Raw genomic sequence first — 12,465 nt, forward strand, 5'->3', positions numbered from 1 at the left:
CCGTTCGCGGCCGCGATCGCCGCGGGCTCCGGGCCCGCCCGGACACGCCGAGCCGGCCTGCCGTCCGAGCGGGGGCTGGGAGGTGGGACGGCAGGCCGGAGTGTGGCGGTGCTGACCGCTGCTGATGCGGTGGGTCGGTCAGCGGCCGGACCAGCCGGTCACCAGGGTCCGCACGGTTTCGGCCACCTTCTCCGTCGCCCTGGGGCCTTCGGCCGGCTGGTCGGTGGTGTGGGCGGCGTGCGTCGCGTGGTGAGCGTGCGTCGCGTGGTCCGTGTGCGACTCGTGGTCGTGGTCCACCGCCGGGGTGTGGGCCTCGGCGACGTCGAGGCCGGCGCCGGACGAGCCACCGGGCACGGTGACCTGGCCGTTACCGCCGTCGAACACGACGTCGGAGCAGCTGTAGAAGTTCTCCGGCGAGTCGGAGCGCTCCCACAGCATGAAGATGACGTGGCGGCCGGACTTGCCCGACGGGAGGTTGGTCCGCCAGTAGTACTCGGCGTCGATCGTGCCGACCTGCCCGCGGTAGGGCGGGTTGGTCACGGTGTGGAAGTGCTCCAGGTCCGCCCAGCGCAGCGGCTGGTTCGGGTCGTAACCGTTCTTGGTGATGTACATGTGGAACGAACCCGGGTGGTGGGCCCACACGTTGTAGGTGAACTCGTAGGAGGCACCCGACGTCAGGTGGGTGGTGGGCCAGTCGGTGCGGGCCTGGTCGAAGCCGCGGAAGTCGTAGGCTCCGGAGGCGCCGCTGCACAGCTGGCCGTCGGGGATGAAGCCGGTGGTGCGGCCCTGGCCGTTGGACTGGAGCACCGCGAACCAGTTGTAGAAGCCGGTGGCGCCGCTCTGGTCGAGCGCGGAGCGGCAGGCCGGGTTGCTGGGGTTGACCTGGCCCGTGTGGTCGACGCCGTGCACGTAACAGAGATAGGTGCGGCTGCCGGGGTCCATCGGGGCGCCGTGGGCCGACGCGGTGCCCGCGGCAAGGCCGGAGAGGGCCAGGGCGGGAAGCGTGGCGAGGGTGGTGAACAGACCGGCCTTCTTCAGGCGGGCGCGGCGCTTCGTGCGGTCGCTCATCGCGGTGTGTCCCTTCGCGTGATGAGGTGGGGGGTGACCTTCGTTCGGCGTCTGCGCGAGCAGAACCAGGAGTTCGTGGGAGCGCTCCCAGTTCTCGGACCGTAACCTTTGCGCGATGCGGCTGTAAAGGTTCATGACAGGATGTTCCGTCCGAAAGTTTTTCGGCTTCCGGGCCCGGAACCGCTTCCGCACAGGGGGACGTCCCCGGCCGGGCGGCGGCCGGGGACGTCGTCACTGACGGGCTGGCGGGGGCCCGTCAGGTGCCGGCGCAGCTGAGCGTCACGCCGGAGCTCGGCGGGGTGCCTTCGGCGATGTAGCCGAAGGTCGCCGAGGCGCCGGGAGCCAGCGAGCCGTTCCAGGCCGCGTTCCTGGCCATGATGTGGGATCCGTGCGCCTCCACGGTCGCACCCCACGCCTGGACCAGGGAGCCTCCGGCCGGCAGCGACCAGTCCGCCGCCCAGCTGGAGATGGCGCGGTCGCCGGTGTTGGTGACCGTCACCTCGGCCTGGTAGCCGCCGCTCCAGGTGTTGACCGAACCGTGCGTCGCGGTGCAGACCGGGTTGACCGGGTCACCGGGGTCACCGGGGTCGCCGGGGTCGCCGGGGTCACCCGGGTCCGAGTCGACGCCCGGGATGGTGACCTCGCCGTTGCCGCCGTCGAAGACCACGTCGGAGCAGCTGTAGAAGGTCTCGGGGGAGTCGGAGCGGTCCCACACCATGTAGATGACGTGGCGCCCGCTCTTGTTGGCCGGGAGGTTGGCGGTCCAGTAGTACTCGGCCTCCACGGTGCCCACGCTGCCGCGCCACGGCGGGTCGGTGACGCTGTGGAACGGGGTCGACTCCATGTCGGCCCAGGTCAGCGGCCGGTTCGGGTTGTAGCCGTCCTTGGTCACGTAGAGGTGGAAGGTGCCCGGGTGGTGAGCCCAGACGTTGTAGCTGAAGTTCCACCGGGCGCCCGCGGTCAGGTGGGTGTAGGGCCAGTCGTCACGGGCCAGGTCGAAGCCGGAGAAGTCGTAGGCTCCGGAGGCGCCGCTGCACAGCTGGCCGTCGGGGATGAAGCCGGTGGTGCGGCCCTGGCCGTTGGACTGGAGCACCGCGAACCAGTTGTAGAAGCCGGTGGCGCCGCTCTGGTCGAGCGCGGAGCGGCAGGCCGGGTTGCTGGGGTTGACCTGGCCCGTGTGGTCGACGCCGTGCACGTAACAGAGATAGGTGCGGCTGCCGGGGTCCATCGGGGCGCCGTGGGCCGACGCGGTGCCCGCGGCAAGGCCGGAGAGGGCCAGGGCGGGAAGCGTGGCGAGGGTGGTGAACAGACCGGCCTTCTTCAGGCGGGCGCGGCGCTTCGTGCGGTCGCTCATCGCGGTGTGTCCCTTCGCGTGATGAGGTGGGGGGTGACCTTCGTTCGGCGTCTGCGCGAGCAGAACCAGGAGTTCGTGGGAGCGCTCCCAGTTCTCGGACCGTAACCTTTGCGCGATGCGGCTGTAAAGGTTCATGACAGGATGTTCCGTCCGAAAGTTTTTCGGCTTCCGGGCCCGGAACCGCTTCCGCACAGGGGGACGTCCCCGGCCGGGCGGCGGCCGGGGACGTCGTCACTGACGGGCTGGCGGGGGCCCGTCAGGTGCCGGCGCAGCTGAGCGTCACGCCGGAGCTCGGCGGGGTGCCTTCGGCGATGTAGCCGAAGGTCGCCGAGGCGCCGGGAGCCAGCGAGCCGTTCCAGGCCGCGTTCCTGGCCATGATGTGGGATCCGTGCGCCTCCACGGTCGCACCCCACGCCTGGACCAGGGAGCCTCCGGCCGGCAGCGACCAGTCCGCCGCCCAGCTGGAGATGGCGCGGTCGCCGGTGTTGGTGACCGTCACCTCGGCCTGGTAGCCGCCGCTCCAGGTGTTGACCGAACCGTGCGTCGCGGTGCAGACCGGGTTGACCGGGTCACCGGGGTCACCGGGGTCGCCGGGGTCGCCGGGGTCACCCGGGTCCGAGTCGACGCCCGGGATGGTGACCTCGCCGTTGCCGCCGTCGAAGACCACGTCGGAGCAGCTGTAGAAGGTCTCGGGGGAGTCGGAGCGGTCCCACACCATGTAGATGACGTGGCGCCCGCTCTTGTTGGCCGGGAGGTTGGCGGTCCAGTAGTACTCGGCCTCCACGGTGCCCACGCTGCCGCGCCACGGCGGGTCGGTGACGCTGTGGAACGGGGTCGACTCCATGTCGGCCCAGGTCAGCGGCCGGTTCGGGTTGTAGCCGTCCTTGGTCACGTAGAGGTGGAAGGTGCCCGGGTGGTGAGCCCAGACGTTGTAGCTGAAGTTCCACCGGGCGCCCGCGGTCAGGTGGGTGTAGGGCCAGTCGTCACGGGCCAGGTCGAAGCCGGAGAAGTCGTAGGCTCCGGAGGCGCCGCTGCACAGCTGGCCGTCGGGGATGAAGCCGGCGGTGCGGCCCTGGCCGTTGGACTGGAGCACCGCGAACCAGTTGTAGAAGCCGTTGCTGCCGCTGGTGTTGAGGGCGGCGCGGCAGGCCGGGTTGGTCGGGTTCATCGCCCCGGTGGCGTCCCGTGCGTGCTGCCAGCACAGGAAGGTGCGGCTGCCCGGGTCCATCGGGGCGCCGTGCGCCGACGCGCTGCCGCCGGTGAGCATCACCAGGCACAGAGCCGGCAGCGCGGCGATCAGGGTCAGCAGAGCGGACTTCTTCATACCCGCTCTTGATCTCGGACGGTCTCTCACGCGTTGCGTCCCTTCGCCGTGATGAGGTGGGGATCTTCCGTGGCGGAAGAACCGGCAACTGGGAGCGCTCCCACCGGGGAACGTAGCGGCGGTGGGGCGCGCTGTAAAGACTCCGGACCGTTTGTGTGAAGAACTCTCAGTTCCTGTCGCGGACCAGCAGTGCCACCGGTGCGTCGGCGAACAACTCCGATGCGGCCAAGCTTCGTTGGACGTTCCTGCCGGTCAGCGCGTCACGCCAGCGGCCACCGGGGAGGTCCAGCCGGGTGCCGCGCCACCCGCCGTCCGCCGCGAGCCGCCGCGAGAGCCGGGTGACGGCCGCCACGACATTCCCGCCCCGGGCGAAGGCCAGGCAGTGGGCGGAGGCGGGGCCCTCGGCCCGCAGCGGCAGATACCCGGCGCCCTCGCCGAACCACTCCGGGTGCTTGCGCCGCAGCCGCAGCGCGACGGCGGTCAGCCGCAGTTTCTCCTCGGCGGGAGTCGCGGGGGGCCGCCCGGAGTCCAGAGCGGCCAGGCGGTCCGCGGGCAGCGGCGGCAGACGGCGGTTGTCCGGGTCGACCAGCGCGCGGTAGTCGCTCTCGCTGCCCCGGTAGACATCGGGGACGCCGGGGACGGTGAGGTGCAGCAGTGCTCCGCCCAGCATCACGGCCCGCACCTGCGGGGCCAGTTGTCCGGCGAACCGGTCGAGTTCGCGGTGCGGCGGGCCGCACGGGCCGCTCTCCGTGAACCGCGCGAGGGCGTCCTCGTAGGCGGCGTCCGGCTCGGTCCAGGACGTGTGCAGCCCGGCCTCCCGGGCGGCCTTGAGCAGCGCGGGCCGCAGCCGTCCGGCGTCCGGGGTGCCCAGTCCGAAGGCGGTCTGCCAGGCGGCCCATGCCAGTTGGGGGTCGGGCGGGGCCGCGCCCCGCCAGGCGGTGTCGCGGGTCAGCCGGACCACCAGTTCCGCCCAGCCGTCCGGATCCTCGGTCAGGGCGGTCAGCGCGGCCCGGACGTCGGCGCTGCGCTTGGTGTCATGGGTGGACAGCACGGTTCCGGTGTGCGGCCAGTCCCGCTGGAGGCGGGCGCAGTGCGCGTGGAAGGCGTCCGGCGACACCGAGGGGCGGCCCGGGTCACAGCCCACTTCGGTCGCCGACAGCAGCGCCGGGTAGCGGTAGAAGGCGGTGTCCTCCACCGCCTTGGCGTGCAGGGCCGCCGCGACCTGGGCGAAGCGGACCCGGAAGTCGCTCATTCCCGGTGCTCCGCCCAGCCGGCCCAGGGCCAGGGCGTGCACGGTCTCGACGGCCGCCGCCTCCTGCTCCACGGCGAAGTCGGAACGCGCACCCTCGGCCGCCGCGCCCAGCAGGCGCTCGTCCACCGCCGAGGCCCTGCCCCCCGCGGGAACATACGGCCGGTACACCGGCAGCCGCACCAGCATCCCGGTGACGGCCGTCCGCAGCGCCCACCGGGCGTGGTCGCGCATCCGCAGTGCGGGGGACTCCTGGCACACCCGTTCGGCGACGCGGACCAGCCGGTCGCGTTCGGCGGCCAGTTCGTGGTCGATCACCTCCCGGGCGGCGCGGCGCACGGTGGCCTCCCACTGCCCGCCGGTGTCGTCCGGGGCCTGGGTGAACTCCCGGTAGTGGCCGGTCATCCGCTCGGCGCCCTCGGGGTCGGTGAGGACGGCGCCGATGTGCCGGAGGGTGTCGTAACCGGTCGTGCCCGCGACCGGCCAGGAGACGGGAAGCCGTTCGTCCGGGCCGAGGATCTTCTCCACCACCGTCCAGGCCCCACCGCCGCGTTCGTGCAGCCGGCGAAGATAACCGGCCGGATCCGCCAGCCCGTCGGGGTGGTCCACGCGCAGCCCGTCGATCACGCCTTCGTCGAGCAGCCCCAGCACCGTGCGGTGAGTGGCCTCGAAGACCTCCGGGTCCTCCACACGCACGCCGATGAGTTCGGAGATGGAGAAGAAACGCCGGTAGTTCAGCTCGGTGCGGGCCAGCCGCCACCAGGCGAGCCGGTAGTGCTGGGACCGCAGCAGTTCGGCCATCGGCAGCCGTCCGGTTCCCGGCCGCAGCGGGAAGCGCTGCGGCCCGTAGTGCAGGACACCGTCCGACACGGACAGGGCGGGCAGTTCACCGGCGAGCGGCCCGGCGAGGACCGGCAGCAGCAGGCGGCCGTCCCCGGCCTCCCAGTCGATGTCGAACCACCGCGCGCGGCGGGAGGCGGGACCGTCCCGCAGGACCTCCCACAGCGGCCCGTTGAGTTCGACGGGGGAGGGCACCGCCATGTGGTTCGGCACGATGTCCAGGATCAGGCCGAGTCCGTGGGCGCGGGCGGTGCCGGACAGGGCGCGCAGGCCTTCCTCCCCGCCGAATTCGGCCCGCACCCCGCTGTGGTCGGTCACGTCGTATCCGTGCCCCGAACCGGGCACCGCCTCCAGCACGGGGGAGAGGTGGAGGTGGGAGACGCCCAGGGAGGCCGCGTAGGGCACGGTCTCCTGCGCGGCGGCGAACGGGAAGTCCGGCCGGAGCTGAATGCGGTATGTCGAAGTGGGGTTTCCCATCACGTCAGTTGCCCTTCCCGCGCCGGTGGCCGGCAGTCGTTGTTCCTTGCCGACCGGGCTGCGTGGCACCGGATCGGCGCAGTAGGCTTCCTTGATCCATCAGCGGGGCGGAAGGCGGTGCAGGCGGTGAGCTCTTCGGGGCTGGAGCTCCCCTCGGGGAACGGGGGTGAGGCCGCCGAGGCGACCACCGGAGCGATCCCCGTGCCGCGTCCGGTCGAGATCGGCGCCGACCTGGCCTGGAAGGCCGAGGACTGGACCGAGGTACGCACCCGCGTGGAGCGCGCCGGGCGGGCGTATGTCTGGCTGAACCTGGTCGAGCAGCGGCTGCGGGCGGTCGTGGCCGCCGTGCTGCGGCCGGTGTACGAGCCGGTGCACGGGGAGGAGTGGGAGATCGCCGCCGCCGGGCCGACCGGGCAGGAGTGGGTGCAGCGGGCGGCGGCACTGCGCGAGGTGAGCCGCCGCAAGGGGTATGTGCACGATCCGGCAGACGACACGGTGCTCGCCTTTCTGACGCTACCTCAGCTCCGTGAGCTCATGGTGCAGCACTGGCCGTGTTTCGCGCCGTATCTGCCGAACCGGCGCGAGTTGGAACTGACGCTGGACGAGTTGGAGGGTGCCCGCAGCGCGGTCAGCCGCAACCGGGGGATGAGCCGGACGGTGCTGGACCAGGCCGAGCGCGGCTGCGCCCGGCTGCTGCGGATGCTGGAGGGGCAGGACAGCGGGCCGGGCCCGGAGCGGCGGATGCCCGCGGACGCCGTGGACCACCTGGTGGGGGACCGCTTCACCGACGTGGCGGGCGTGCACCCGGACCGCGTGCGGCTCCAGCGCCAGCTTCCCCCCGAGGAATTGTTCGGCGGCGCCCGGCGGCTGGACGCGGCGGGGACGGGCCTGGGACTGCTGGTGCAGAACTTCCCCGGCCGCCGGCTGGTGCGGCTGGCGGACTCCGGCTGCCGGGTGCGGCTGATGCTGCTGAACCCGGCCAGCGGCGCCATGCGCCGGCGCGAGCGCGAGCTGGGTCTCAAGCGCGGCGAGCTGAGCCGCTCGGTGGAGACGAACATCCTGCACGTGCGGCGGGTGCGCAGCCGGGTGCGGGACCCGGAGGGCTTCGAGATCCATGTCTCGGACGAAGTCCCCCGGTTCAGTGCCTACTTCGTGGACAGCGACAGGCCCGGCGGCGTGGCGGTCGTCCAGCCGTATCTGCGGCGCACCCGCGGGATGGAGACCCCCGCGCTGGTGCTGCGCCGCGGCTCCCGCCGGGACCTGCTCCAGCGCGGGGGCCGTCAGACGGACGGCGAGCCCGGGCTGTTCGACACCTACCTGGAGGAGTTCGAGTCGGTGTGGGCGGTCTCCCGCCCGGTGTCCTGACCGTCCCGCCCGGAGGTGGACCATGAAGAGCCGCGGACGCCGGCAGCCCGTTCCTGCGCGGGTGCACAGCAGGGCTCGGCAGCTCCCGCAGCCGGGGGCCGTCCGTGGTTCAGCGCACCGCGACCAGGACGCAGCTGGTTCCGCAGCGCCAGACCACACCGGCGGTGCGGAATCCGGCCTTCTCCAGCAGGGCGAGGTGGCCGTCGAGGGACAGTCCGTTGTCGGCGCCCGGGCCCAGGCCGCAGCGTTCCCGTGCGGCCAGTAGCGGCGCCAGTTCCGGTGCCCGTGCGACGGCTGCCCACCAGGTCTGCCAGTCCTCCTGCCGCGGCACGCCCCGCCGGTGTGCCGCGCGGGTGTCCACGGCGGAGGCGTAGCGCGCCACCATGGGGTCGGTGGGCGGCAGCTGGTCGGCGTTGACCAGGACCCCGCCCGGCCGCAGCAGCAGGCCCAGGTCTCGGTAGAGATCCAGCAGCCGGTGCTCCGGCGGATAGTGCAGTGCGGTTGAGGAGACCACCGCGTCCACCGGGCGGCCGGCAAGCCCCAGCAGCCCGGTCCAGCCCGGTGCGCCCGCGCGGATCCGCGTGTAGCGCACCCCGTCTGGCGCGCCGGCCTCGGCCAGGCCCAGCAGCAGGGGATCCTCGTCGACCCCGACGATCTCGGCTCCCGGCAGCCGGGCCGCCAGCCGTGCGGCCAGGGATCCCGGACCGCAGCCGATGTCCAGGATCAGCGGGTCACCGTGGTCCGCGGCGGCTTCCTCCACCACGTCGGCGATGACGGAGAAGCGCTCCTCGCGGCCGGTGGCGTAACGCTCCTGCTGGCGGTCCCAGCGCTCTGTCCAGTGGGCTGCGCGCTGGACGGTCAGTTGCTCGGACATGGGTGGTGTTCCGATTCTCGTGATCTACGCGGCCGGCCGGGCCGGGCCGGAGCGGCGGGCTCTTGGCGGCTGTAGTCCGCGCGACGACCCTGTACATGAAAATCATTGTCATTGATTCCCGCTGTCGTCAAGCGCCGGCAAGGTGGCGCCCGGCCGCTGTCCGGTGAGGGCGCGTCCGGTATCTCCACTTTCTGGCGATTCGCCGGGATCATTCCCCCGGGGTGGGGTTTCGGCTCCCGGCCGGGGTGTGGGCGGTTGTCTCGTATGACATTTCTTCCGGGGGCGGTAAACGGTGTACCCGGGCTTGCTTTCCGGTGAACGGTGCTCCTAGCGTTGCCGCACCCCGATTCCTGTCAGGAAGCATGTGAAATGCGTCGAGACATTCCTCCGCTGGCCGAAGTGCGCGAATCCACGCAGAAGAAGCGGGACGCGTGGTGGACAGTGCTGCTGGTGGACCCCGTCGCCGTCCCGCTGGTGCGCTGGACGGCGATGTGGACCAGAATCACTCCCAACCAGCTGACCTGGTTCGCGCTCTTCCTCGGTCTGGGGGCGGCCGGCTGCTTCGCGGCCGGCTCCTGGGGCTGGCTGCTGGTGGGTGCGCTGCTGTACCACCTGAGCTTCGTCCTGGACTGCATGGACGGGAAGCTGGCCCGGCTCGCCGGAACGGGCTCGGTGTTCGGCGCCTGGCTGGACTACGTCTTCGACCGGATCAGGGTGTTGGTCTGCGCGGTCGCGCTGATGGGGGGCCAGTACGCGCGGACCGGCGAGGTGATCTTCCTGTGGCTCGCCCTCGCAGTGGTGTTCCTGGACATGCTTCGGTATATCGACGCGCTCCAGATCTTCAAGATCCGGCACGGCATGCGCAAGGAGATCAAGGCCCGCGCCCAGCGTGCCCGGGAGACCGACAACGGCGCCGAGCTGGCCTTCATGGAGGATCTGCTGCGGGACAACCCGGAGGCGGACGCCGAGCAGGACCAGGACCGGCGTGCCGAGCGGGCCGCGCGCCCGGTGGTGCCGGCCCAGCGGGGTCCGGCGGCCGAGGAGACCACGGGCGGGCCCGCGGTCGTCGATCTCCACCAGGAATTCCGGGCCCGCTTCCCCTGGTACCTGCGCTTTCGTTCCTTTCTGCTGCGGCACCGCATCCGTACTCATCTGGTGAGCGGCATCGAGTTCCAGATGGCGGTCTTCATCATTGCCCCCGCCCTGAATGCCGTCGTGCCCGTCACCATCGTGGCGGGAAGTCTGCTGCTCGTCTTCGAACTCGCCATCATCTACAAACTGCTGCTCTCCACGCGCGACTTCGCCCGCACCATGGCCTCCTTCACGCCGGCGGAGGAGGCCGCGGCGAAGGAGGGCGAGGTTCGCGGAGCGTCGGAGGGGGTGCAGGAGGGCTCGCGGGTCGTGTGACGCCCGCTGTCCGTGGCGCGGGGCGCCGGATACCACATTGCACGAGACGTATCGTCTCGTTATGGTGGTGGCATGACCCCACCCCGCCCTCGCCGCGCCCACGTCGCCATGGTCAGCATTCCGGCCCCCGGGCACGTCCACCCCAACCTCGGCGTCATCGCCGAACTCGCCGCCCGGGGGCACCGCGTCAGCTACGCGGTGCCCGGCCCCTTGACCGACGCCGTCGCGGCGGCCGGGGCCGAGCCCGTCCCCTACACATCGACCCTCCCCCTGGACGAGGAGTGGGGGGACGAGTACCTCGACCATGTCGAGCCCTTCCTGGCCGACAACATCGCGATGCTGCCGCAGCTGGCCGACGCCTTCCGGGGCGACGAGCCGGACCTCCTGCTCTACGACATCGCGGCCTTCTGCGTCCGCGTCCTCGCCCGGCGGTGGAACGTGCCGGCGGTGCAGCTCTCCCCGTGCATGGTGGCCTGGGAGGGCTACGACGAGGAGCACGCCGAGCTGACCCGCCCGCTGCGGGAGGACCCCAGGGGCATCGCCCACCTGGCCAGGTTCCGCTCCTGGCTGGAGCACAACGGGTTCGCCGGCACGGACCCGTTGGACTTCGCCGGCCGGCCCGACCGCTGCCTGGCGCTCATACCGCGAGCCCTCCAGCCGCACGCGGAGAAGGTCGACGAGTCCGTGTACACCTTCGTCGGCACCTGCCAGGGCGACCGCTCGCGCGAGGGCGACTGGCAGCGCCCCGCCGGGCTCGGGCCCGGGGACCGGGTGCTGCTGGTCTCCCTCGGCTCCTCCTTCACCCACGAACCCGCCTTCTACCGCGCCTGTCTGGCCGCCTTCGGGGGACTCCCCGGCTGGCACGTCGTCCTCCAGATCGGCAAGCACACCGACCCCGCCGGCCTGGGCCCGCTGCCGCCCAACGTGGAGCTCCACCGCTGGGTGCCGCAGCCCGCCGTCCTCCGGCAGGCGGACGCCTTCCTCACCCACGCCGGCATGGGCGGCTGCCAGGAAGGGCTTGCGGCCGGTGTCCCCATGGTCGCCGTGCCGCAGGCCGTCGACCAGTTCACCAACGCCGCCCTGCTCCAGGAACTCGGCGTGGCCCGGCACATCCCCAAGGAGGAGGCGACCGCCGAGGCCCTGCGCACGGCGGTGCTGGAGCTGACCGCGGACCCCGGCGTCGCCCGGAGACTGGCCGAGGTGCGTGAGGCGACGCTCGCCGAGGGCGGCAGCCGCCGGGCCGCCGACCTGATCGAGGACCTGCTGCCCCGGCCCTGACCGCCCGCGATACCCGGATGCGGCGCCGCCGCGGTCCTGCCAGCATGGGCCCCATGACCGAGGTGCGGATCGTGCACACCGCGGACCTGGAGCGGCCGGACCGCGAGGCGGCCAGGGCCCTGCTCGACGAGGCGTTCGACGGTGACTTCACCGGCCACGACTGGGAGCACTCGCTGGGAGGCCTGCACGCGATGGTGTGGGAGGGCGGGGAGCCGGTCGGACACGCCGCCGTCGTCCAGCGGCGCCTGCTGCACGGCGGGCGCGCGCTGCGCGCCGGTTACATCGAAGGGGTCGGGGTGCGCGCCGACCGGCGCGGGCGCGGCATCGGAGGGGCCATGATGGCGGCGTTGGAGCGGGTGGCGCGCGACGCCTACGACCTCGGCGCGCTGGCCGCCACGGACGAGGCCGTCCCCTTCTACCGGGCGCGCGGCTGGCTGCCCTGGCGGGGCCCGGCCCACGCCCTCACCCCCGCAGGCATCGTCCGGACGAAGGACGCCGACGGCGCGCTCTTCGTCCTGCCCGCAGGGGTCCCGCTGGACCGCACCGCGGATCTCGTCTGCGACTGGCGCGACGGCGACGTCTGGTAGCCGGTGCGGATCAGGAGTCGGTGGCCAGGCGGGAGTGCAGCTCCACGTCGTGCCGCGTCCCGCCGTAGCGGAGCTTGGCGCGCTGCAGGCCCTCCACCGCGAAGCCGGCCCGGCCGGCCACCTCGCACGACGCCCGGTTGTCGGTGCGGTGCCCCAGCTCCAGCCGGAACAGCCCCAGTTCACCGAAGGCCCAGCCGGCGGCAGCCCGCAGCGCCGAGGAGGCCACGCCGCGTCCCTGGGCCGCCCGCACCGTCCAGTACGAGACCCACCCGGTGTCGTGCACCCGATCGACCGCCCCCACCGCGACGCAGCCGACCACCACCGGCCCGTGCGTTACCGCCCAGGAGTAGCCGGCGTCCTCCTCCCGCTCCCGGCGCCGGTCGGCGATCCACCGCCCGGCCATCTCGTCGTCCACCGCCGTCCGCCGCATGGACGGCGGCAGCTGACGCAGCATCAACGGTTCGTTGAAGGCGTCCCGGACGGCTTCGAGGTCGCTCTCCGCCCACGGGCGCAGGGTCAGTCCGGTGTCCGTGCCCATCTCACCGCTCACCGCGCGGACACTAGCCGTGCCGGGCCGCGCGGACAACGGCCTCACCGTTCGCCCCCGGCGATTCCGCTCCCCGCGAGAACCGGTGCCCCGCC

9 protein-coding genes and 1 pseudogene are annotated in these 12,465 nt (G+C 72.5%); 4 read left to right on the plus strand and 6 right to left on the minus strand.

Annotation, left to right across the window (positions count from 1 at the left end; genetic code table 11):
- Positions 1–138: 138 nt before the first annotated feature.
- The 4 genes from ABD299_RS10880 to treY all read right to left on the minus strand — a co-directional run bounded on the left by ABD299_RS10880 (position 139) and on the right by treY (position 6,312).
- Positions 139–1,068 carry a lytic polysaccharide monooxygenase auxiliary activity family 9 protein gene (locus ABD299_RS10880; protein ID WP_344260925.1) on the minus strand — a complete coding sequence of 310 codons (930 nt, stop codon included), beginning with the start codon at positions 1,066–1,068 and terminating at the stop codon, positions 139–141.
- A gap of 256 nt (positions 1,069–1,324) precedes the next feature.
- The gene (locus tag ABD299_RS10885; RefSeq protein WP_344260927.1) at positions 1,325–2,422 is read right to left on the minus strand and encodes a lytic polysaccharide monooxygenase auxiliary activity family 9 protein; all 1,098 of its coding nucleotides are present in this window, start codon (positions 2,420–2,422) and stop codon (positions 1,325–1,327) included.
- Between the two features lie 256 nt (positions 2,423–2,678).
- Positions 2,679–3,746 (minus strand): lytic polysaccharide monooxygenase auxiliary activity family 9 protein, encoded by a 1,068-nt coding sequence (locus ABD299_RS10890; RefSeq protein WP_344260929.1) that lies wholly within the window; start codon positions 3,744–3,746, stop codon positions 2,679–2,681.
- 166 nt (positions 3,747–3,912) lie between these two features.
- Positions 3,913–6,312 (minus strand): malto-oligosyltrehalose synthase, encoded by a 2,400-nt coding sequence (treY, locus tag ABD299_RS10895; protein WP_344260931.1) that lies wholly within the window; start codon positions 6,310–6,312, stop codon positions 3,913–3,915.
- Positions 6,313–6,438: 126 nt separating this feature from the next.
- On the opposite strand from treY, the gene ABD299_RS10900 reads away from it, so the two are divergent.
- Positions 6,439–7,677, plus strand: a complete 1,239-nt coding sequence (locus ABD299_RS10900) for an SAV2148 family HEPN domain-containing protein (protein ID WP_344260933.1) — start codon at positions 6,439–6,441, stop codon at positions 7,675–7,677.
- 109 nt (positions 7,678–7,786) lie between these two features.
- Here ABD299_RS10900 and ABD299_RS10905 read toward each other — a convergent pair whose 3' ends face one another.
- Positions 7,787–8,551 carry a class I SAM-dependent methyltransferase gene (locus ABD299_RS10905; RefSeq protein WP_344260935.1) on the minus strand — a complete coding sequence of 255 codons (765 nt, stop codon included), beginning with the start codon at positions 8,549–8,551 and terminating at the stop codon, positions 7,787–7,789.
- A 369-nt stretch (positions 8,552–8,920) separates the two neighbouring features.
- Between ABD299_RS10905 and ABD299_RS10910 the strand changes: the two genes are divergently transcribed.
- The 3 genes and pseudogenes from ABD299_RS10910 to ABD299_RS10920 all read left to right on the plus strand — a co-directional run bounded on the left by ABD299_RS10910 (position 8,921) and on the right by ABD299_RS10920 (position 11,823).
- On the plus strand, positions 8,921–9,958 hold the full coding sequence (locus tag ABD299_RS10910) for a CDP-alcohol phosphatidyltransferase family protein (RefSeq protein ID WP_344260937.1): 1,038 nt from the start codon (positions 8,921–8,923) through the stop codon (positions 9,956–9,958).
- A 37-nt stretch (positions 9,959–9,995) separates the two neighbouring features.
- Positions 9,996–11,236 (plus strand): annotated as a pseudogene (locus tag ABD299_RS10915) (macrolide family glycosyltransferase).
- A gap of 17 nt (positions 11,237–11,253) precedes the next feature.
- Positions 11,254–11,823 (plus strand): GNAT family N-acetyltransferase, encoded by a 570-nt coding sequence (locus ABD299_RS10920; RefSeq protein ID WP_425581304.1) that lies wholly within the window; start codon positions 11,254–11,256, stop codon positions 11,821–11,823.
- 10 nt (positions 11,824–11,833) lie between these two features.
- Here ABD299_RS10920 and ABD299_RS10925 read toward each other — a convergent pair whose 3' ends face one another.
- Complete coding sequence (locus ABD299_RS10925) at positions 11,834–12,361, minus strand: GNAT family N-acetyltransferase (protein ID WP_344261021.1); 528 nt, start codon at positions 12,359–12,361, stop codon at positions 11,834–11,836.
- Positions 12,362–12,465 lie beyond the last annotated feature (104 nt).

The sequence above is a fragment of the Streptomyces sodiiphilus genome (assembly GCF_039529215.1).
Lineage (GTDB): Bacteria > Actinomycetota > Actinomycetes > Streptomycetales > Streptomycetaceae > Streptomyces > Streptomyces sodiiphilus.